Source organism: Actinomadura vinacea (genome assembly GCF_039532545.1).
GTDB classification, from domain to species: Bacteria; Actinomycetota; Actinomycetes; order Streptosporangiales; family Streptosporangiaceae; genus Spirillospora; species Spirillospora vinacea.
The window spans coordinates 369,392-387,593 of record NZ_BAAARW010000026.1 but is presented as its reverse complement, the minus strand read 5'-3'; the positions used below and the strand labels follow the sequence as shown (position 1 = coordinate 387,593).

24 protein-coding genes, 3 tRNA genes and 2 pseudogenes are annotated in these 18,202 nt (G+C 70.3%); 16 read left to right on the top strand and 13 right to left on the bottom strand.

Annotated features, from left to right (window positions below; all coding sequences use genetic code 11):
* Window positions 1–262: pseudogene (locus ABD340_RS34975) on the top strand (LLM class F420-dependent oxidoreductase); the annotation flags it as partial.
* Between the two features lie 200 nt (window positions 263–462).
* Window positions 463–1,029: pseudogene (locus tag ABD340_RS34970) on the top strand (SDR family oxidoreductase); the annotation flags it as partial.
* 199 nt (window positions 1,030–1,228) lie between these two features.
* On the opposite strand, the gene ABD340_RS34965 reads toward ABD340_RS34970, so the two are convergent.
* Window positions 1,229–1,301 (bottom strand) — tRNA-Arg (locus ABD340_RS34965).
* Window positions 1,302–1,589: 288 nt separating this feature from the next.
* On the opposite strand from ABD340_RS34965, the gene ABD340_RS34960 reads away from it, so the two are divergent.
* From ABD340_RS34960 to ABD340_RS34950, 3 genes are all read left to right on the top strand, one after another.
* A complete protein-coding gene (locus tag ABD340_RS34960) occupies window positions 1,590–2,009 on the top strand; it encodes a hypothetical protein (protein ID WP_344594886.1) in 420 nt (139 codons plus the stop codon).
* A 104-nt stretch (window positions 2,010–2,113) separates the two neighbouring features.
* A tRNA-Ser gene (locus ABD340_RS34955) sits at window positions 2,114–2,203 on the top strand.
* Between the two features lie 551 nt (window positions 2,204–2,754).
* On the top strand, window positions 2,755–3,513 hold the full coding sequence (locus ABD340_RS34950) for a HEAT repeat domain-containing protein (RefSeq protein ID WP_344594885.1): 759 nt from the start codon (window positions 2,755–2,757) through the stop codon (window positions 3,511–3,513).
* Between the two features lie 80 nt (window positions 3,514–3,593).
* Here ABD340_RS34950 and ABD340_RS34945 read toward each other — a convergent pair whose 3' ends face one another.
* A complete protein-coding gene (locus tag ABD340_RS34945; RefSeq protein WP_344594884.1) occupies window positions 3,594–3,995 on the bottom strand; it encodes a nuclear transport factor 2 family protein in 402 nt (133 codons plus the stop codon).
* Between the two features lie 500 nt (window positions 3,996–4,495).
* Between ABD340_RS34945 and ABD340_RS34940 the strand changes: the two genes are divergently transcribed.
* Window positions 4,496–4,657, top strand: a complete 162-nt coding sequence (locus ABD340_RS34940; protein WP_344594883.1) for a hypothetical protein — start codon at window positions 4,496–4,498, stop codon at window positions 4,655–4,657.
* Window positions 4,658–4,696: 39 nt separating this feature from the next.
* Window positions 4,697–4,963 (top strand): alpha/beta hydrolase fold domain-containing protein, encoded by a 267-nt coding sequence (locus ABD340_RS34935; RefSeq protein ID WP_344594881.1) that lies wholly within the window; start codon window positions 4,697–4,699, stop codon window positions 4,961–4,963.
* A gap of 560 nt (window positions 4,964–5,523) precedes the next feature.
* On the opposite strand, the gene ABD340_RS34930 is transcribed toward ABD340_RS34935, so the two are convergent.
* The gene (locus ABD340_RS34930) at window positions 5,524–5,736 is read right to left on the bottom strand and encodes a hypothetical protein (protein ID WP_344594879.1); all 213 of its coding nucleotides are present in this window, start codon (window positions 5,734–5,736) and stop codon (window positions 5,524–5,526) included.
* Between the two features lie 137 nt (window positions 5,737–5,873).
* Between ABD340_RS34930 and ABD340_RS34925 the strand changes: the two genes are divergently transcribed.
* The 3 genes from ABD340_RS34925 to ABD340_RS34915 are packed head-to-tail and all read left to right on the top strand — an operon-like array spanning window position 5,874 to window position 7,390.
* Window positions 5,874–6,215, top strand: a complete 342-nt coding sequence (locus ABD340_RS34925) for an ArsR/SmtB family transcription factor (protein WP_344594877.1) — start codon at window positions 5,874–5,876, stop codon at window positions 6,213–6,215.
* Between the two features lie 3 nt (window positions 6,216–6,218).
* A complete protein-coding gene (locus ABD340_RS34920) occupies window positions 6,219–6,725 on the top strand; it encodes an SRPBCC family protein (RefSeq protein ID WP_344594876.1) in 507 nt (168 codons plus the stop codon).
* Complete coding sequence (locus ABD340_RS34915) at window positions 6,725–7,390, top strand: dihydrofolate reductase family protein (RefSeq protein ID WP_344594874.1); 666 nt, start codon at window positions 6,725–6,727, stop codon at window positions 7,388–7,390. The genes ABD340_RS34920 and ABD340_RS34915 overlap by 1 nt, the downstream gene beginning before the upstream one ends.
* Window positions 7,391–7,401: 11 nt before the next feature.
* Here the strand turns inward: ABD340_RS34915 and ABD340_RS34910 are convergent, their stop codons facing one another.
* The 3 genes from ABD340_RS34910 to ABD340_RS34900 all read right to left on the bottom strand — a co-directional run bounded on the left by ABD340_RS34910 (window position 7,402) and on the right by ABD340_RS34900 (window position 10,082).
* A complete protein-coding gene (locus ABD340_RS34910) occupies window positions 7,402–7,575 on the bottom strand; it encodes a hypothetical protein (RefSeq protein WP_344594872.1) in 174 nt (57 codons plus the stop codon).
* Window positions 7,576–7,598: 23 nt separating this feature from the next.
* Window positions 7,599–9,221: an FAD-binding oxidoreductase gene (locus ABD340_RS34905; protein WP_344594871.1), complete on the bottom strand. Its 1,623-nt coding sequence runs from the start codon at window positions 9,219–9,221 to the stop codon at window positions 7,599–7,601.
* A 171-nt stretch (window positions 9,222–9,392) separates the two neighbouring features.
* Window positions 9,393–10,082: an SDR family NAD(P)-dependent oxidoreductase gene (locus tag ABD340_RS34900; RefSeq protein ID WP_344594869.1), complete on the bottom strand. Its 690-nt coding sequence runs from the start codon at window positions 10,080–10,082 to the stop codon at window positions 9,393–9,395.
* A 108-nt stretch (window positions 10,083–10,190) separates the two neighbouring features.
* Here ABD340_RS34900 and ABD340_RS34895 point away from each other — a divergent pair, with 108 nt between their 5' ends.
* The gene (locus tag ABD340_RS34895) at window positions 10,191–10,577 is read left to right on the top strand and encodes a winged helix-turn-helix transcriptional regulator (protein ID WP_344594868.1); all 387 of its coding nucleotides are present in this window, start codon (window positions 10,191–10,193) and stop codon (window positions 10,575–10,577) included.
* 35 nt (window positions 10,578–10,612) lie between these two features.
* Here the strand turns inward: ABD340_RS34895 and ABD340_RS34890 are convergent.
* From ABD340_RS34890 to ABD340_RS34880, 3 genes are all read right to left on the bottom strand, one after another.
* Window positions 10,613–10,685: transfer RNA gene (locus tag ABD340_RS34890), tRNA-Ala, on the bottom strand.
* A gap of 19 nt (window positions 10,686–10,704) precedes the next feature.
* The gene (locus tag ABD340_RS34885; protein ID WP_344594867.1) at window positions 10,705–11,430 is read right to left on the bottom strand and encodes an HAD-IA family hydrolase; all 726 of its coding nucleotides are present in this window, start codon (window positions 11,428–11,430) and stop codon (window positions 10,705–10,707) included.
* A 49-nt stretch (window positions 11,431–11,479) separates the two neighbouring features.
* A complete protein-coding gene (locus tag ABD340_RS34880; protein ID WP_307829246.1) occupies window positions 11,480–11,599 on the bottom strand; it encodes a DLW-39 family protein in 120 nt (39 codons plus the stop codon).
* 241 nt (window positions 11,600–11,840) lie between these two features.
* Here ABD340_RS34880 and ABD340_RS34875 point away from each other — a divergent pair, with 241 nt between their 5' ends.
* From ABD340_RS34875 to ABD340_RS34860, 4 genes are all read left to right on the top strand, one after another.
* On the top strand, window positions 11,841–12,053 hold the full coding sequence (locus tag ABD340_RS34875; protein ID WP_344594864.1) for a hypothetical protein: 213 nt from the start codon (window positions 11,841–11,843) through the stop codon (window positions 12,051–12,053).
* A 231-nt stretch (window positions 12,054–12,284) separates the two neighbouring features.
* On the top strand, window positions 12,285–13,094 hold the full coding sequence (locus ABD340_RS34870; RefSeq protein WP_344594862.1) for an SDR family NAD(P)-dependent oxidoreductase: 810 nt from the start codon (window positions 12,285–12,287) through the stop codon (window positions 13,092–13,094).
* A gap of 90 nt (window positions 13,095–13,184) precedes the next feature.
* Window positions 13,185–14,045, top strand: a complete 861-nt coding sequence (locus tag ABD340_RS34865) for an aldo/keto reductase (RefSeq protein ID WP_344594860.1) — start codon at window positions 13,185–13,187, stop codon at window positions 14,043–14,045.
* 60 nt (window positions 14,046–14,105) lie between these two features.
* The gene (locus ABD340_RS34860) at window positions 14,106–14,480 is read left to right on the top strand and encodes a S8/S53 family peptidase (RefSeq protein WP_344594858.1); all 375 of its coding nucleotides are present in this window, start codon (window positions 14,106–14,108) and stop codon (window positions 14,478–14,480) included.
* A gap of 12 nt (window positions 14,481–14,492) precedes the next feature.
* Here ABD340_RS34860 and ABD340_RS34855 read toward each other — a convergent pair whose 3' ends face one another.
* From ABD340_RS34855 to ABD340_RS34840, 4 genes are all read right to left on the bottom strand, one after another.
* Entirely contained in the window at window positions 14,493–15,467 is a 975-nt protein-coding gene (locus ABD340_RS34855) for a DMT family transporter (RefSeq protein ID WP_344594857.1), read from the bottom strand.
* A 54-nt stretch (window positions 15,468–15,521) separates the two neighbouring features.
* On the bottom strand, window positions 15,522–16,424 hold the full coding sequence (locus tag ABD340_RS34850; protein WP_344594856.1) for a helix-turn-helix domain-containing protein: 903 nt from the start codon (window positions 16,422–16,424) through the stop codon (window positions 15,522–15,524).
* The gene (locus ABD340_RS34845) at window positions 16,381–16,614 is read right to left on the bottom strand and encodes a hypothetical protein (RefSeq protein WP_344594854.1); all 234 of its coding nucleotides are present in this window, start codon (window positions 16,612–16,614) and stop codon (window positions 16,381–16,383) included. The genes ABD340_RS34850 and ABD340_RS34845 overlap by 44 nt, the downstream gene beginning before the upstream one ends.
* A gap of 75 nt (window positions 16,615–16,689) precedes the next feature.
* Window positions 16,690–17,127, bottom strand: a complete 438-nt coding sequence (locus tag ABD340_RS34840; protein ID WP_344594852.1) for a MerR family transcriptional regulator — start codon at window positions 17,125–17,127, stop codon at window positions 16,690–16,692.
* 46 nt (window positions 17,128–17,173) lie between these two features.
* Between ABD340_RS34840 and ABD340_RS34835 the strand changes: the two genes are divergently transcribed.
* Window positions 17,174–17,929 carry a methyltransferase domain-containing protein gene (locus ABD340_RS34835; protein WP_344594851.1) on the top strand — a complete coding sequence of 252 codons (756 nt, stop codon included), beginning with the start codon at window positions 17,174–17,176 and terminating at the stop codon, window positions 17,927–17,929.
* Window positions 17,930–18,202: the final 273 nt, after the last annotated feature.

Here is an 18,202-nt window from a genome sequence, read left to right as displayed (position 1 = left end):
CCCCGGCGGCGCTCTCACCCCCGAGGAACGCGCGAGCCAGTTGGAAGTGGCCAGGGCCGCCGCCGTCGAGGTCGGCCGCGATCCCGACATGCTGGAGTACACCCGATGGGGGTCGATCGACATGTCCGCCGAACGGGTCGAGGCGTTCGCCGCGCAAGGCGTAACCCGTATCGTTGTCAGCCCCACCGCGACGGAACCGGAACGGCAGCGGGACGAGATGTCCGCGTTCGCCCAGCGGTTCGCCCTCCCCGGTACCGGCTGACGCCTTGGAAGCTACATCCGAGCGTTCATTCCAAGCAGCTCAATTGAGCAACGGAGCCCTTCATCACGAGTCTCACGAGCAAGATCCACACCCGTCCAGACCTGTCCGTTGACCTGCTTGGCAGCCTTCCCGGGCACCCCTGGGTTCCACCGCCGTCCAGGCCCGTCCAGACCCGCCGTTAAGCAGACCTCGCCGACGAGCTCGGCGGACCCGCAACCGCCATTTCAGCACCCTGCGACACGACCGAATGGAACCAGGTCAGTACCCTGCCCGAACTCGCCCGGACCGCCTTCGGACGTCTCGACGCGGTCTTCGCGAACGCCGGCTACTGGGCCGATACATCCTTTCTCCACGGCACCGGAACCCCCGAGCAGTGGCGTGAAATGGTCCTGACCAACGTCTACGGCACGGCTCTCGTCGCCCGCGCGACGCTGCCATCGCTGCAAAAGCACCGTGGCCACCTCATCCTCACCGGATCGGTCACCGGCCGCGTCACCATCCCCGGCCAGCTCTACTCCGCCACGAAGTGGGCCGTCACAGCCATGGCCCAGTCCATCCGAGCCGAAGCCGCTGCCACCGGCATCCGAGTCACCGTGATTCAACCCGACCTCGTCGACACCGCAGCCGCGTCACCCGACCGCCATGCCGACCCCAAAGTCGCTTCCGGCGACATCGCGCGGACCGTCTTGTTTGCCCTAGACCAACCAAGGAGCATCGACGTCAACGAGATCGTCATCCGCCCTACCGGCCAGAGCCCCCACCGCTGACCGCACCGATCCCCGAGGCATTCAGACAGTTCCAATACCCGACGTCACCATTACATCTGCTGGTCGACGACAAGCGGGCGGCGGCTGAGGCGATGAGCGGGGGTCTATTCGGCTCCTGTAAGGCCGTGGCTCCCACCGTGGCTCCCATGGCGCATTCAAAAGGCCACTTTCCAGATGGAAAGTGGCCTTTGACCTGGGGCGCAGCCGGAGGGATTCGAACCCCCAACCTTCTGATCCGTAGTCAGATGCTCTATCCATTGAGCTACGGCTGCCGGTTTCCTGGCTATCACCAGGGGGTTTGTCGGACGGCCAGAGTCTAGCAGCTCGTACATCGCTGTTGAGCAACTGATCTCGGCGCCCGGCCGCTCCCAGTGTAGGGCATGTCAGCGGTTGGCCTGACACCGAAGGCTTCTCATGATCGGCACCGCCGGGCCTGACAAGGTTTGCTCAGGGTGATGGAACCGATCGCGTGTGTGGTGCGCCAAAGGTAGCGAGCGAGACACAAGTGACAGACGAGGTCTACGCTCATCCACGTTCAACCCCGCCTAAGGAGAACCCCCATGCACATGTCTGCCACCAAGCTGGTCGGTGTCCTCGCCATCGGTGGCGCGCTGCTCACTTCGACCGCCTGCGGCCCGCTCAGCGCCATCACCGGCGGCGGCGACAAGGATGCCGCGTGCAAGAACATCCGGACCGAACTGAGCTCCGTGCAGAGCAAGATCGCTTCGCCGGACGTGAGCAACCCGGGCGCCAGCTCCGCCGCCAACGCCCAGACCTTCCGGGACACCGCCAGCAAGATCCGCAGCGAGGGACAGAAGGCAGGCGGGGACGTGGAGACGGCCGCCGGGAAGGTCGCCACCGGTCTCGAGAGCCTGGCCGGCAGCATGAGCAACCCCGGCTCGGGCAGCACCACGGGCACCAGCACGTTCATCAAGGACGCCGCTGACCTCGGTCGCGCCTGCGGTTTCTCCGGCATGTGACCGGCCGGCGGGGGCCCGCTTCAGGGCCGGGCCTCCGCCGGGCCGAATCACGCTTTGCCGGTCGGCCTGCGGACCGGTAACCTATCGGGAGCCTGATGGCTTCTGGAGGATTCGCCTAGTCCGGTCTATGGCGCCGCACTGCTAATGCGGTTTGGGTTTACCGCCCATCCGGGGTTCAAATCCCCGATCCTCCGCTCCTGACCAGGGACTTCGTTCAAGATCTCGATCTGGACGAAGTCCCTGTCGCGTCTCAGATGTCCGATTCTTCGGGCCTGGTGTGCACATGGCCCGCTGGTGTGGGGTGCCGGCCCTCTCGGACTTGGTTACCCTGCGTGTTTGCTGCGCCTGTTGCGGCGGTCCGCGAATGAGATCACGTTGGTGGCTGTTCTCGTCTGTGGTCGGCGAGGGACGACCGCTGCCACAGCCTCTGCCGCTGCCCTGGACACCTCTGGATGCGATCGCCGAACCGGCCCGCGAGGCCCTGGCGGCGCACGTCGCCGCGCAGTACGCCACGTACGGGCCGGATGTCTGGTTCACGCCCCAGCCGCACCTGCGCAGGAGTCATCAATAGGCCGTCCAAACGCTGGCCCGTCTGGGTGATGTGCGAGCGGTGCCGAGCATCCTCACGGCCCTGGACAGGGGAGACGACGCCTGGCGGGCGATGCAGGTCGCTGGAACACTCCCGCAAGCCGCTGACCAGCTCGTACCCCGCCTGTGCGGCCACTCCACCCAGGAATTGTGGGAGGTGAGCGCGCGCTCCGTCCTGTCGGCCCTGGCCGGCCTCGCCGACGGCAGCGCAATCGGCGTGATCATCGAGACCCTCGCTACGGCATTGCCTCATGAGCTGTGGTCGACCGCCTGCTCGGCCTTGGAAGCGTTCGGCCCGTCAGCCCGCCCCGCCCTGCAAACGATCCGGTGCCTGATCACGGCCTCCGACGCACATGTGCGTCCCGCCGCCGTCGCCGCTCTGTGGGCCATAGTCGGCGACCCGGACGAAGTCATGCAGCCGTTGCTCGACCTGCTCGACGACTCAGTCCCGTTCCGGATCAACCAGGCGGCCGACGTACTCGCCGATATCGGCCCTCCCGCGCAAGAAGCACTGCCTCACCTGCGGGACCTGCTGACCCACAGCTACGAATGGGTCCGGGTCCCCTGCGCGACCGCCCTTTGGGAAATCGGCGGCGACGCCGAGGCGCCAGCCGTGCTGGACACGCTCCTCCAAGCCTGGGGACAGAACCCTTCGACCGCCAATCATGTCGTCGCATGCCTGGACCGCATGGGCCCTGCCGCACGACCCGCCCTGCCCCAACTCCGCTCCGAACTGCACCACACCCAGATACAACAGCATCGACAACGACGAAAAGCTGCAAGAGATCAGCCGCACGCTCATCGAACAACTGATCGGAAACTGACGTCTCAACCGAGCGCGCGGGGTCGTCCCGAGCTTGCAACCTCAAGAGATACCCCCGCTCCTTCTGAGGGAGCGGAGCTGATCAAGTGGTGAGGTCGTGCTCGTCCTGGTTGTGGCATGGTGTTCGCGGTCGAGGTGGGGGTGCCGATGGGCGGGAAGGCCGCTGTTGCTGATCAGCGCGTGAAGGCCTGGGCGACGGCGAGGCTGTCTTCGTAGACGTGGTGTCGGGTGACGAGGCCGTTCTCGACCGTGAGGTGCAGGGCGAACCGGGCACGATAGGCGCGCCCGGTGGGCCGGGCCGTCTGCCGGATTTCCCCCAGCACCACCGCGTCATCACCGTCCACCAGAATGTGCTCCACTTGAGTGCCGGCCTGCTCAGGAACGTGATGCTCGGCGATTTCCCCGAAGTGGGCAGCGGCATCAGCACGGCTGGACCGGTGCCGGATCCAGGGTGTAGCGGTACGGCCGTGCTCCGTTTCGGGCCAATCCAACTTCCAGTCGCTGTGCTCGGCGTACATCGCAGCAATCTGTTCCGGGTCGCCTTCACCAATCCGGCGCAGCAGCTCCTCCACCACTGCGCGCGTGCTCGTAGGCGTAGCAATAACGGACATGGCTGGCCTCCTCAGATCCACAACCGGGCCGGACGAGCCAACCTTGACAGCACCACCTACCCCGCGGCGATTACCCCCCACGTAATCGCTGAAATGGCGCTCTGTCTGCCGGGGCGGCGGCGGAGTTGATCAGGCGGTGAGGTCGTACTCACCCGCTGGATGTGATGGCGCTGCTGGATTCTGGGGTCACAGTTCGCGCGGATCTGACGATCGCGGTCGACGTCGCGACACGCACCCGGATCGTGGGGGTCAACGCCGAAGGCGCCCCCTCGTCCTGGAACCGGCGGGGGCGGCGGGCCTGGCGGCGACAGTGCTGACCGGTGCCAACCCGCGTCCCGAACAGGTCCTGGAGTTGGCGGCCCGGCTGACACGGCCCGTCCGGAACGCGCCGACCTCGTCAGACACCCGAACCCCTGGGGGATCGGGCCTGGCAGAACGTACAACTCTCTAAGCGAGGAGAAGGCATGAGTGAGGTCACTGCAATGGAGCGGCCGCCGGAGCCGGACCGGTCGGCGATGACGGACGAGGAGTTGGTCGCCTACCGCGAGGCGGAGAACCGCTTTCGGGCCTCCGACGCGATGCGGGCGATCACCGGGGATCCAGATCCCGGCGCCGCGATCGGTTGACAGGAGGTCGCGCTGCCCGGCCGCGACCTCCCGGTCCGGGTGTACCGGCCGGTGTCGTCGACCTGCCCACTGGTGGTCCATGTGCACGGAGGCAGCTCGCCGCTGTACGCGGACGACCTGAGGGGGCTCGCCCCCGCGCTGCTCGTGGTACCGACCCAGGACGCGGTGGCCGATCACGGACGCCGATACGCCGAGCGGCTGCGGGCGGCCGGGACATCCGTGCGGCTGACCGAATACCCCGGAGCCAAGCACGGTTCCTCGCCATGCCGCGCGTGGAGCCGAGAGCCGAGGCCGCGCGGGTGGTGATCCTTGAGTTCCTCCGCGCAGCCCTGGCGAAGATGCGCACCACGGCGACGGAGTGAACGAGGAACTCCTCGGTCAGATCGTCGAGATCCCCCGCACAAGGGAAGGCACCTTGATGACGAAGACACCCCATGAGCGATGGGCAATCGGAGCAATGTACGCGGGTCTTGGGCTCACCGTCCTCGCGACGATCGCCCCGTACTCCGACCGTGCCACCACCCGTCTGCTGGACGACCACATCCGGGCCGGCTACCCCGCCCACCCCCAGGCGCAAGTCGACTCGGCCGTGACTGGTCCTGCTGTCGGTCATCGGAGCGCTCGGCGTCATTGCCTGGCTCTGGACGACGTGCGCCGTCAAGGCGGGCAAGCGGTGGGCCCGCCCCGCCGCGACTGTGATGCTCGTGCTCGGCACAAGCGTCGGGCTGGCCGGGCTGCTCACCAAGGACACCTCCGGCGACACCGGCCTGCCCCCGACGCTGGGCTGGGCCGGGATGGCCCTGCCTGGCAGCCCTCCTGGCGGTCACGCTGCTGTGGAGACGACCGCGGCCGGAATGACCTCGGCCCTAGCAGACTCCGCACGTAATGGGCGGACGGTAACCATCCCAGCGACACCGCCCGAGCCACAGCCCCGTCCCGGGAACACGCGGAGGTTCCGCGCTCGCGACGAGCCGCCGGATGTCGCGGCCCGACATCGGGTTGGCGATGCCGCCGACCGTGGCGTCGGCCACCAGGCGGTGGCGGCTCACCCGCGGGCCGTTGGCGTGCTGCTCACCCATCGCCCTCCCCGGCGCCCGTGCGATCTCCGGGATACGCGTTTCCGCAGCCGCTGACAAAGGGTCACGATCGTCATCGGACAAGACCCGTCTGATTGCTCCGGCTTGACGCATGCCGATATCGGAATATGATGGCGCCCATGGCACGAGCAGCGACGACGTCGGACGTCTTCAACGCGATCGCCGAGCCGCAGCGCCGGGAGATCCTGGTGCTGCTGCGGGCGGGTGAGCGGCCGGTTACCGAGTTGGCTCAGGAGCTGGGGATGACCCAGCCGGGGGCGTCCAAACACCTGCGGGTGCTCCGGGAGGTCGGGCTGGTGCGGGACCGCAAGGCAGGCAAGCAGCGCCTGTACGGCCTTGACGCCCTTGGGCTGCGACCGGTCCACGAGTGGACCGGCGGGTTCGAGCGGTTCTGGAACGAGAGCTTCGACCGGCTGGACGCGTACGTGCAGGACCTCAAGCAGGCAAGGCAGGAGGAGTAGCTGATGAGCGTGACGGGACGAGGAGCGCCGGCGCAGTCCGCGACGGCCGACCGCGAGATCGTGATCTCCCGGGTCATCGACGCCCCACGGGAGCTGGTGTTCGAGGCGTTCACCGAAGTCCGGCACCTGTCGCGGTGGTGGGGGCCGGAGGGGTTCACCACCACCACGCGGTCCTTCGAGTTCCGCGTCGGCGGGGAGTGGGACTTCGTGATGCACGGACCGGACGGGACGGACTACCAGGAGTGGATCTCCTGGACCGAGATCGCCCCGCCGGAGGGGATCGCGCTGCTGCACGGTGAGTCCCGCGGCGACCCGAACGCCTTCGAGTCGGTCATCACGTTCGCGCCCGAAGGGGCGGCGACCCGGATCGAGATGCGCACGGTGTTCCCCACCAAGGAGCTGCGCGACGAGGCGGTCGAGAAGTACCACGCGATCGAGGGCGGCCAGCAGACCCTGAGCAACCTGGCCGCCTACGTCACCGAGACCGTTCGGAAGGGAGCCGAGGGCTGATGGCCGGGAAGGTGTTCTTCAGCGTGTCGATGTCGCTGGACGGGTTCATCGCGCCCGAGTCCGTGCCCGTTGCGGACTTCTTCGCGCCCGAGAAGCAGGACGACCCGCAGGTCCAGCACTGGATGGCGCAGTGGATGGAACTGCAGCAGTGGATCTTCCCGCAGCGGTTCTTCCGGGAGAACCTGAAGCTCGGCGAGGGCGGCGAGGAAGGGCGCGACAACGACATCGTGCGGGAGACGTTCGAACGCACCGGCGCGAGCGTGATGGGCAAGCGCATGTTCGACCTCGGCGAGCAGGCGTGGCCGGAGGAGGCGCCGTTCCACACGCCGGTGTTCGTCGTGACGCACGAGAAGCGTGACCCCTGGGAGCGGCCGGGTGGGACCACCTTCCACTTCGTCAACGACGGCATCGAGACCGCGCTCGACCAGGCCCGCGAGGCCGCCGGCGACCGAGACGTCCGCATCGCGGGCGGCGGCGCAACGATCCTGGAGTACGTGAACGCCGGCCTGATCGACGAGTTCTCGATCGCGCTCTCACCCGTGCTGTTCGGCTCCGGAATCCGCCTGTTCGAGGGCGTGGACGCGGGCCGCGTGGCCCTGGAGCCGGTCCGCGCGGAGCCGACGCAGCGGGTGACCCACCTGGCCTACGCAGTCCGGGAGCGGTAACTGTCTCGACCTCAGCGCTCCCCCGCCGAGGTCAGCAGCGCCGCGATCTCGGCCGCGCGCTCCTCCACCGTCACGGCGATCGCTGTGGGGTGCTCACAGGGGCACGACAGGTCGGTGCCGTGGCCGAACCGCTGGCTCAACGGGTCCAGCAGTTCGGGCGCACGGTGGTGCTGAAGCACCGGCATGTCCACCTGCCGCGCATCCGCAGCTAGGCGGGCCGCACCGAGAGGGCGTGGCGGAAGACGTCGCGCGGGTCCCACCTGGCCTTGACCTGCTGGAGCCGGGCGTAGTTGTCCCGGTAGTAGAGGGTGTGCCAGGGCGCGCCCTTGTTCCAGGCGGGGTCGGCCAGGTCGGCGTCGGGGTAGTTGATGAACGCGCCGTCGCCGGGTGCCGGGACGCCGCCGGTGTCGGCGTACAGGTCGTGGTAGAGCTCCCGCAGCCAGGTGATGTGCCGGTGGTCGTCGGCGGGGTCCTCCCACCCGTTGATCAGGAGGATCTTCATGATCTTGTCGCGGTGCGGCGTCGCCGTCGCGTCCGGGGCGACGGTGTTGACCCGGCCGCCGAAGGAGAAGAGGTTGGCCATGCCGCCCTGGTAGTCGTAGTCGGTCCGGGTGAGATGGTGGTGCAGGACGTCGATCTGCCGGTCGCTCAGGCGGCGGCGCAGGTACGCCGACTTGGCCTTCAGCCGCCAGACGGGGCCGGGTTCGCCCGGCGGTCCGGCCAGGGCGGAGGCCAGCCAGGGCTGGTTCCTCACCTGGCGGACCGGGGTGACCGGGACGCCGCGGTTGATCACGGCCAGGTGATCGTCCAGCAGCCGTTCGGCGCCGGACGCGGCGGACACCTGGCCGATCATGCCGAGCGTCCCGAGCCGCCGGCGGTTGAGCTGGAGCTCGCTGTAGAGCCGGGTGGACGGGGAGTCCGGCGCGCTGTTGCGCTCGACCCATTCGCCGTAATTGCGCACCATCCGGGCGAAGGATGCCGTGTCGAACCCGTCCCAGTCCCAGGTGATGGTGAAGCTCAGCACGGTCGGCGGCGGCGCGGGCAGCAGCCGGGCGGGGTCGTCGCCGCGCGCGCCGGGCGTGCGGAACCAGTAGCGGGTGACGATGCCGAAGCTGCCGCCCCCGCCGCCGGTGTGCGCCCACCACAGGTCCCGGTTCGGGTCCGCGGCCTCGCGGGTGGCGACGACGCTGCGGGCCCTGCCCGTTCGGTCCACCACGACGACCTCGACCGCGTGGAGGTGGTCGACGACCAGGCCCATCGTCCGCGACAGCGCGCCGAAGCCGCCGCCCAGGACATGCCCGCCGACGCCCACGGTGGGGCACCACCCGGCGGGGATCGTCACGCCCCAGCCCAGGTAGAGCCTGCGGTACACCTCGCCCAGCAGGGCGCCCGCCTCCACGGCGAACGCGCGGCGGCCCGGGTCGTAGTAGACGTCGGTCATGGCGGAGGTGTCGATGACGACCTGCACCGCGGGGTCGGCGGTGAAGTCCTCGAAGCAGTGGCCGCCGCTGCGGACCGTGACCCTCTTGCCGCCGTCGACCGCCTCCTGCACGGCCCGGACGACGTGCTCGGTCGTGCCGACCACCCACACGTGCTCGGGCCGGCCCACGAACCGCCGGTTGTGGCCGCGGGAGGCCAGGGATCGGTGGCGCGGGTCGTCGCGTCCGACCTTGGCGGGGCCGGGCGGGAGCGGGCAGCCGGCCTCGCCGGGGTCCGCTCCGGCGGGGCCGGCTCCCACGGCGGGGACGGCGATGCCCGCCGCCGTCGCAGCCAGGCCGCCGCGCAGGACGTTCCTTCTGGTGTGCTCGGGTCTTCCGGTTCCCTCGGTCATCAGGGCTCCTCGGTCAGGTTGCCCTCAACCTAGGAACGCGGCCGCGAAGAATCAGCGGACCTAGCTCCACCGGAGCGGTAGGCGTAGCTCCCCGATCCGGGAAGCCGCGCCCGCCGGACGGGGGGCGTTCAGGCGGGAAGCTCGCCGGGGCGGGTGGACCGCAGCGTCCAGTCAGAAGCCGATGGTGGTCTCGAAGGTGTCGCGGGTCTGGGCCAACCGGTACCAGCGGTCGGCGATGGCGTCAGGGTCTCCGTCGCCCGCGCCGGGGACGATCGGCACGCCGATGGACAGGTGCCCGACGTAGACGCCTTCGGCGGCCAGGTCTTCGCGGATGGCGCCGGCCCAGTTGCGCAGGCCCGCTTGGGCGATGCCGGCGTTGCCGAGCATCGGGATCGGAGTGATCGCCGAGGCGCCGGTGGTGAACAGCAGCGCCCCGTCGCCGGCCTTGCGCATCTCGGGCAGGACCGCCGCCGCGGCGGTGAGCGCGCCACCGACGATCAGGTCGAACTGGGCGCGGGCCGAGGCCGGGGTGGTCTCCAGCGCGGCGGTGAACCCCATCGCCGCGATGTCGGGCCCGGCACTGTGGTTCCAGACGGGAGCGGGGCTGTAGGACAGGACACCGATCCGGCCGAGGTCGGCGGCCGCGGCCTCCAGCGCGGCGGTCAGAGCGGCACCGTCGGTGACGTCGGCCGGGTACACCCCGGCGGTGATCCCCTCGGCGGTCAGGGAGTCGGCGATCGGCTGGAGGTTGGCCCGGTTCCGGGAGATCAGCGCGACCGGGTGCCCGGCCGCACCGAACCGGCGGGCGATCGCCCGGCCCAGGCCTTGCCCGGCCCCGACGACGGCGATGGTGGAAGACATGCAGCTGCCCCCATTCGTTACGATCTGTAAGTAACTCCACGATAGGAAACCGTTCGGACCCTTACAAAAGGCACATCAATGTTCGCAAGCCAAGATCCAGACCCGCGCATGGCGGCGACCCGGATCCCGCCGCACCCGTGCGCGTCCTGGCCCGACAACGGCCAAGGCATCCGCGACACCCTCGACCGCGTCGGCGACAAGTGGTCCATCCTCGTGATCGGCCTTCTCGCGGCCGGACCCCTGCGTTTCGGCGCCCTGTACGACCAGATCCCCGGTGTCTCCCAGCGGATGCTCACCCTCACCCTGCGCCGCCTGGAACGCGACGGGCTGCTCACCCGCACCTCCTACCCCGAGATGCCGCCCCGCGTCGAATACCAGCTCACTGCCCTGGGCGAAGGGATGCGGGAGACCGCCTACGCCTTCGTCCAGTGGGCCACCGATCACAACGACGAGATCGAATCGTCCCGCCATCGCTACGACACCCGCCAGCGCTGATCGGGGGGGGGAGGGTGCGGTCGTTACCGCGGTTGTGGAGCCATGGGGAGTCGAACCCCAGACCTCCGCCTTGCAAGGGCGGCGCTCTACCAACTGAGCTATGACCCCGGGACGTGTCCTGTAGAGGCTATCGCACCGTGCGAGCGGTATCGGGCGCCACGGTGGCGGGCAGGACGAGGTCCGGGAACTCCTTCACGCTGTCCAGCACGTGTGTCGCGCCCGCGCCCACGAGCTGCGCCTGGGAGTGTGCACCGGTCAGGACGCCGGCCGCGATGGAGGCGCCGGCGCGGCGTCCGGACAGGATGTCGTTCTCGGTGTCGCCGCAGACGGCGATGTGCCGGACGTCGTCCACGCCCAGCCGCAGGGCGGCGGACAGGACCAGGTCCGGGTGCGGGCGGCCGCGGCCGCCGCCGTCCTCCGGGCACAGGGCGAGATCGACGCGGTTCCACCAGCCGAGCGCGTCCAGCACCCGGCCGAGCGTGCGGCGGCTGAAACCGGTGGTCAGGCACACCCGTACGCCGGCGCCGCGCAGTCGCTCGATCGCGGTCTCGGCACCGGGCACGGGCGCCAGTCCGCGGCGGTCGACGACCAGGTCGTAGGACCGCTCGAACGACAGGTTCGCCGCCTGTGCTCGCGCCTCGTCACCGGCGAGCAGCGCGCGGAATATGTCGATCTTCTGGCGGCCGCGGAACTCGCGGACGCGCGCCATCGCGCGCTCGTGCGCCGCCGTTCCGGGCACGACTCCGACGGTCGCGATCGCCTCGGCGAAAGCCGTCTCCACGGCATCGCCGTCGACGAGCGTGGTCCCGGCGAGATCGAGGCAGGCGATGGTGATCCGCTCCGCACCGGTCACGCCGGGCCCTCCCTCGAAGTCGTTCTCCCGTTCGCGACGGGATCGCTCCTTAGCTGTCGGTGGACGTCGCCTCGGTCCACAGGTCCAGCTCGGCACGGTCCTGCTGGAGCCGACGCCAGACAACGAAGCCACCGAGAGCGACTACAGCGAGAACAATCAGCTTCTTCACGGTGGGGACCCCTTCACCTCGACTATGAAGCCAAGCCCGGGGACGTTCGGATCAGGTGCATTGCTCCCCCAGGCTCTCCGCAGCCTAGCAACCGATGCCGGTCGGTCCGCACCTCGACCGTGGTATCGGACCCATCGTCCAAATTCCCTGAACGAATGTGATCGGAAACACCGGGTGGTGCGGATGCTGTGGCCGTCCGGCCATCTCGCAAGACGCGCCGATCGGTCGGATAATCCGCAACATGAGCGCAGAGGATGACTTCGGCCTCTGGGAGCGGGAACTGGAAAGCCCTCCGCCCAAGCAGGCGGGTGGCGGGGGCCGGGGCATGGTGCTGGTCGCCGCACTGACCGCGGCGGGCTGCACGGCGCTCATCACCCTTGGCCAGGCGCCGTTGGGCGCCGCCGGGCTGATCCTTTCCTCGATCATCCTGCTTCTGTGGCGGGCCGGGATGTGATCCCTCCGGCGGGTCATGCGAGCCTCCGCGCCGGTCAAGGGACGTGATCGTGCTCGTCCGGAACTCCGGTTCCGGGTCGGACGCCCGTCCCGAGCGCTCAAAGATCCGGCCACTGAAAAGGATTTATCTGGTCAAATCTCATGCCCGTCCGATTGCGGCCATGCCGGTGCGCGCGAACGGCACGGCTCCGAATACACCGCCCCAGGGCTGTGACATGCGATCATCGCCGCCATGGAACTGCGCGGCACCAGAGCACTGCTGACCGGAGCGACCGGCGGTATCGGCCGGGCGCTGGCGATGGCCCTCGCCGCGCGCGGCGCCGAGGTCGTCCTCAGCGGCCGGCGCGCCGACGTCCTCGAATCGCTCGCCGAGCGGATCAACGCGCGGGGCGGGGCCGGGGCGTTCGCGCTCACCGCCGATCTCGCCGACCGCGACGCGCACCGGGACCTGCTGGAACGGGCGGGCGACATCGACGTCCTGGTCGCGAACGCGGCACTGCCCGCCTCGGGGCTGCTCGGCGACTACACCGTCGACGAGATCGACCGGGCGCTGGAGGTCAACCTGCGCGCCCCGATCATGATGGCCAAGCTCGCCGGCGAGCGGATGGCCGAACGCCGTCGTGGCCATCTGGTCTTCATATCGTCACTCTCTGGAAAGACCGCCTCCGGACGGGCCTCGCTCTACAACGCGACCAAGTTCGGCATGCGCGGGTTCGCGCTGGGGCTGCGCGAGGATCTGCGCGAGCACGGCGTCGGGGTGTCGACCGTCTTCCCCGGCTTCATCCGGGACGCGGGCATGTTCGCGGACGCCGGCGTGACGCTGCCGCGCGGTGTCGGCACGCGCACCCCGGCGGACGTGGCGCGCGCGACCGTCCGGGCCATCGAGCGGAACGCGGCCGAGATCGACGTGGCGCCGTTCGGGCTCCGGGTGGGTGCCCTCCTCGGCGGTGCGGCACCGGCGCTGGCCGCCGCCGTCCAGCGCCGGGCCGGCGCCGGCAGGATCACGCAGGGACTGGCGGAGGGCCAGCGCGGCAAGCGTTGAACCTTCCTTGAACGCTCCTCCTCCTCGTCCGTTTCCGCGGAAGTGATCGAATGGAAGCGCAGGGAGAGACGAGATTCTGTGGGAGCAGTCATGAGCGATACGACCGCCGCGCGCAGCGGCACCTTCGAGATCGGCGGCGACCTGCCGGTGCGCCGGCTCGGGTACGGCGCCATGCAGATCACCGGGCCGGGCGTCTGGGGCGAGCCCCAGGACCGCGACGAGGCGGTCCGGGTGCTGCGGCGCGCCGTGGAGCTGGGCGTCACGCTGATCGACACCGCCGACTCGTACGGGCCGTTCGTCAGCGAGGAGCTGATCGCCGAGGCGCTGCACCCGTACCCGGACGATCTGGTGATCGCCACCAAGGGCGGGCTGACCAGGCCGGGGCCGGGCGAGTGGCTTCCGGTGGGGCGTCCGGAATACCTGCGGCAGTGCGTGGAGATGAGCCTGCGGCGGCTGCGGCTTGACCGGATCGACCTTTACCAGCTGCACCGCATCGACCCCGAAGTGCCGCTGGACGAGCAGCTCGGCGTGCTCGGCGACATGCGGGACGAGGGCAAGATCCGCCACATCGGGCTCTCCGAGGTCTCGGTGGACGAGCTGGAGGAGTGCCGCCGGCACGTCCCGATCGTCTCGGTGCAGAACCTCTACAACCTGACCTACCACAAGTCGCAGGACGTGCTGGAGCGGTGCGAGGCGGAAGGGATCGCGTTCATTCCGTGGTTCCCGCTGGCGACCGGCAAGCTGGCCGAGCCGGGCGGCCTGCTGGCCGGCGTCGCGAGTCGTCATGACGCCACCCCGGCGCAGCTCGCGCTGGCCTGGCTGCTGCACCGGTCGCCGGTGATGCTGCCGATCCCGGGCACGTCCAAGGTCGCCCACCTGGAGGACAACCTCGCCGCGGCCGCGATCTCGCTCTCGCCGGACGAGGTCGCGGAGCTGGACAAGCTGGCCTGACACCGCGGAAGCGCCGCCCGTTTTCGTGCGATTTCGACGGCGACAAACCCTGCTCGCCCGGTGCGCGAGTGGACGATCGACGCGGGCCGGCCGGCGGCGGCCTATGAGTTGTCGAAGGCGTCCGAGGTCCGGCGGCGTCCCGGGCGCCCGCCCGAGTACGTCTTCGACGGGTCGTTCACGATGCGGCTGACCACGTCCGACGACCGTCCGGGCACCGTCGTGGGGGAGTTCCGCGTGGACGGCGACGGCTGGTACAACTACTTCGGCTGGCCGACCGACTCCGCGGCCCCGTTCCTGTTCACCGACAAGGGCACGGTCATCGACCACCTCTCGTACGGCGGGATCGGCAAGGGCCGGCACACCATCGAGTACCGCGCCATCGACGCGGCCGGAAACGTCGGCGAGCCGCGCAAGTTCATCGCCACACTGCGCTGAGTCCTTTGGGGGTCACGTGCTCGGCTCAGCCGCCTGCACGGGCTCGACGGGTCGGACGGTGTCGGCGTTCCGGCGTCGGCCCGTCGCCAGGACGGAGCCGCAGAGGATCAGCGCGAAGGCGGCGAGGATCGTCCCGGTGAGCGGCTCGTCCAGGAAGAGGACCCCGGCTGAAACGGCCACGGCCGGGTTCACGTACGTGAAGACCATGGCGCGGGACGTTCCGGCCTCCCGGATCAGCTCGAAGAAGACCACGAAGGCCAGCGCGGTGCACACGATCCCGAGCCCGGCGAGCGCCGCCAGGACCTTCCCGTCCGGCATCGAGGCCGGCCAGGTGGCGGCCGCGGGCCCGGCGTAGACGAGTGCGGCCAGGGTGAGGCACGCGACGGTCATCTGCAGGCTCGGCACCTCACCCAGCCGCCGCGCCGCGATCATCGGAGCGATCGAGTAGCCCAGCACCACCAGCATCATCTCGCCGATCGCCCAGGCGCTGCCGCCCTCCAGATGCGGCACCGCCAGCACCGCCACCCCGGCCAGACCCAGCAGCAGCCCGATCCAGCGTCCCGCGTCGAGCCGTTCGCCGGCGGCCTCGGCCGGCGAGGCACCGGGGTTCCGCGGCCTGGGCCGGCTCTCGGCGAGGCGGGCGATCAGCACGCCCGCGATCGGGACGGCCGCGATCAGCAGCCCGGTCATCGAGGAGGACAGGTGGCGCTCGGCGTCCACGAGCAGCGCCCACGGGCCGAGGATCTCCAGGGCGGCGAAGGCGAGGATCGGCTTCCAGTGCCGGCGCAGCGTGCCGAGCCCGCCGCCGGTTCCTCCGGCCCCGCCCCACAGCACCAGGGGGAGGAGCACGAGGGCGCCCAGCGCGGTGCGCGCGAACACCACGACGGGCACCGCGACGCCGCCCTCCACCGCCACCTTGATCATGAGGTAGGGGATCCCCCACAGCACGCCCATCAGCGCGAACAGCACCCAGCCCCGACGACTCACCAGGTCCTCCGTCAGCCCCCGGGTCTCCGGTACCCGGCCTCGACCATCTTTCGGTCAGTCTGGGCGAACCGGACGGGAGCCGTCTTGAACGCTGTTGCGGTACGCGCCCGGCGTGACCCCGACCACGCGCCGGAACCAGCGGGTCAGATGGGCCTGGTCGGCGAACCCGACGAGCGTCGCGGCCTCGGCCGGGCGGAGCCCCGCGTCCAGCAGCGCGCGGGCACGGGCGACCCGGTACTGCGCCAGCCACGCGTACGGCGGCATGCCCATCACCTCGCGGAACCCGCGCAGCAGCCGGTACCGCGACATCCCGATCTCGGCGGCCAGTTCGTTGAGCGTGGGAGGGGCGGCCAGCTCGTCCGCGAGCCTGGCGGACACCGTCCGTGCGATCCACGCCGCCGCGGTGTCGCCTGCGTCCCGCGCCGCATGCGCGGCGCCCGCACGCTCGGCATGCCGTTGCACCAGGTCGCTCAGCATCGACAGCAGCATCGACTCGCGTACCAGCGGCTCCGGCTCCGCGCCGGGGCCGGTCAGGGCGCGGTGGACGGCCCAGATCCGGCGGCCGAGGTCGGGGTCGTCGATGATCGGGTCCCGGAAGTGCGGCGGGCCCTTCCCGGCGCCGGCCTCGGCCAGCAGATCCACCGCGGGGTACAGGACGCGGTAGGAGAAACCGTGCTCGTCCGCCGGACCGCCGGTGTGCGGCTCGCCCGGTTCCACGACCACCACGCTGCCCGGCCCCGAACGCCGGCGACCGCCCCGGTAGTCGATGACCTCCAGCCCGTCCGTGCACACCCCGATGGCGAACTCGTCGTGCGCGTGCGGCGCGTAGTGACGGCGCCCGATGCGCGCGGCCATCAGATCGAGAGGTGCGCCCTGGATCCCCTCGATCCGCGTCCAGACCGCCCGGTCGGGGTCAGGCGGAGAAGAGGTGCCGGATGCGCCAGCGGTCGGCGTCACGGCTGAGCTCCGCGATGGCGACGTCGTCGTCACCGTTGATCCTGACCCGGTAGACCAGCGCGTCCGGGGACGTTCCGTAGGTCTTCAGGACCTCGTCCACGGCATAGCGCGCGCCCCGCCACTCGTACGCCGTCAGCCTGCCGGCGGGGTCGTGCTCGGCCCGGATCGGCTCGTTCAGAAGGTGCCCCATGAGTCCGCGAGCCTAGCATCGATTCGAACTGGTGTTCGCAGGTGGGGGCGGCATTCCCGGCGCGCTCCCGGGCACTCACGTTAGGGCCGCGGGCGCGCCCGCGCCGGGGATCGGCGAGTCCGGGCGTGGCGCGGGCAGACCCGCTCGTTCGGCGATCGCGGACTGGAAATGGGCGCATCGGATGAAGTCCTCGCGGTCGCAGTCCAGCGCGCATTCGACGATCTCCAGGGACGCGCGCGCCGCGGCGATCCGGCGGCGCAACTCGGCCCGCCGCTCGCGCAGCACGGCACGGCGCTCGGCCGGATCCGCCGCGGTGAACATGCCGCGGATGTCGTCCAGCCCGAGCCCCGCCTCCTTGGCCCGGACGATGATCGCGATCCGGTGCAGGTCGGCGGTGCCGTACCGGCGCCGGTCGCCGGCCGCCCGCGCCGGCGCGAGCAACCCCACCGCCTCCCAATGCCGCAGGACGTGCGCCGCCAGGCCGAAGCGGGCGGCGGCCGCACCGATGCTCATCCCGGCACTTGACTTCATGTCGACATTAAGTCGCAGCATCTCCGGCATGTCCACTTCTACCTTCGACGAGCTGATCCACCGGCTCGATCTGGCCGACGCCCGGCCCGACGCCACGGCGCTCCGCACCCGCTCGTACGATCTGCTCCGCACGCCCGGGACACAGGTCGTGGCGGACGTGGGGTGCGGATCCGGACGCGCCGTCGCGGAACTGGCCGACCGCGGCGTCCAGGCCATCGGTGTCGACCTCAGCGAGCAGATGATCGCGGCGGCGCGGCGGCGCCATCCCGGGCAGGCGGACGCGTTTCGGGTCGGCGACGCCTGCGCGCTCCCGTTCGGCGACGGCGAGCTCACCGGTTACCGGGCCGAAAGAGTGCTGCACGACCTGCCCGAGCCGGAACGGGCCATCGCCGAGGCGCGGCGCGTGCTGGCGCCGGGCGGGCGCGCGGTGCTGGTAGGCCAGGACTGGGACGGCATCATGCTCGACTCCGATCGGCCCGCGCTCACCCGGACCCTCGTCCAGGCCAGTGCCGACCGGACCGCCTCGCCCCGCGCCGCCCGCGCCCAACGCCGCCTCCTCCTGGACGGCGGGTTCGGCGACGTGACCGTGGAGGCCGGAGTCGCCGTGTTCACTGACGAGACGGCGCTGCCGCTGCTGACCACCGCCCTGGAGGCCGGCCGCACGGAGAACGCGATCACGGACGCGGACGCCGCCGCCTGGCTCGCCGAGCAGCGGGACCGGGCCCGGGCCGGACGGGCGCTGGTCGCCGTCCCGATCTTCCTGGCGGCCGCGACCCGCCGCTGAGCCGAGGTTATCCACAGGCTGGGGGCAACTTCGCACACCTGCCGGAGTCCCTGCTCGGAGGCATGATCGGAGCATGATTCCACAGCGGAATCCCCAGGAAGGCGGCCCTTTCGGGGTCACCGCGGCTGCACGTGCACCACGCTGTGGACGCAACACGCCGCCGAACGTTTTCCCTCATAGTCCACAGCCTGTGGATAATGACGTCCCACAAGGTGTGGGTCATGCCGCACCGCCGTTGTCCACCGCCCGTCCCCATCCCTCAACGCCGGTTAT

What these genes read in the sequence shown, in the direction of transcription:
- ABD340_RS34960 (WP_344594886.1), top strand. Translation starts at nt 1,590, where the DNA reads ATGCACATGTCTGCCACCAAGCTGGTCGGTGTCCTCGCCATCGGTGGC.
- ABD340_RS34940 (WP_344594883.1), top strand. Translation starts at nt 4,496, where the DNA reads ATGAGTGAGGTCACTGCAATGGAGCGGCCGCCGGAGCCGGACCGGTCG.
- ABD340_RS34930 (WP_344594879.1), bottom strand. Translation starts at nt 5,736, where the DNA reads ATGGGTGAGCAGCACGCCAACGGCCCGCGGGTGAGCCGCCACCGCCTG.
- ABD340_RS34925 (WP_344594877.1), top strand. Translation starts at nt 5,874, where the DNA reads ATGGCACGAGCAGCGACGACGTCGGACGTCTTCAACGCGATCGCCGAG.
- ABD340_RS34920 (WP_344594876.1), top strand. Translation starts at nt 6,219, where the DNA reads ATGAGCGTGACGGGACGAGGAGCGCCGGCGCAGTCCGCGACGGCCGAC.
- ABD340_RS34915 (WP_344594874.1), top strand. Translation starts at nt 6,725, where the DNA reads ATGGCCGGGAAGGTGTTCTTCAGCGTGTCGATGTCGCTGGACGGGTTC.
- ABD340_RS34910 (WP_344594872.1), bottom strand. Translation starts at nt 7,575, where the DNA reads ATGCCGGTGCTTCAGCACCACCGTGCGCCCGAACTGCTGGACCCGTTG.
- ABD340_RS34905 (WP_344594871.1), bottom strand. Translation starts at nt 9,221, where the DNA reads ATGACCGAGGGAACCGGAAGACCCGAGCACACCAGAAGGAACGTCCTG.
- ABD340_RS34900 (WP_344594869.1), bottom strand. Translation starts at nt 10,082, where the DNA reads ATGTCTTCCACCATCGCCGTCGTCGGGGCCGGGCAAGGCCTGGGCCGG.
- ABD340_RS34895 (WP_344594868.1), top strand. Translation starts at nt 10,191, where the DNA reads ATGGCGGCGACCCGGATCCCGCCGCACCCGTGCGCGTCCTGGCCCGAC.
- ABD340_RS34875 (WP_344594864.1), top strand. Translation starts at nt 11,841, where the DNA reads ATGAGCGCAGAGGATGACTTCGGCCTCTGGGAGCGGGAACTGGAAAGC.
- ABD340_RS34870 (WP_344594862.1), top strand. Translation starts at nt 12,285, where the DNA reads ATGGAACTGCGCGGCACCAGAGCACTGCTGACCGGAGCGACCGGCGGT.
- ABD340_RS34865 (WP_344594860.1), top strand. Translation starts at nt 13,185, where the DNA reads ATGAGCGATACGACCGCCGCGCGCAGCGGCACCTTCGAGATCGGCGGC.
- ABD340_RS34845 (WP_344594854.1), bottom strand. Translation starts at nt 16,614, where the DNA reads ATGGGGCACCTTCTGAACGAGCCGATCCGGGCCGAGCACGACCCCGCC.
- ABD340_RS34840 (WP_344594852.1), bottom strand. Translation starts at nt 17,127, where the DNA reads ATGAGCATCGGTGCGGCCGCCGCCCGCTTCGGCCTGGCGGCGCACGTC.
- ABD340_RS34835 (WP_344594851.1), top strand. Translation starts at nt 17,174, where the DNA reads ATGTCCACTTCTACCTTCGACGAGCTGATCCACCGGCTCGATCTGGCC.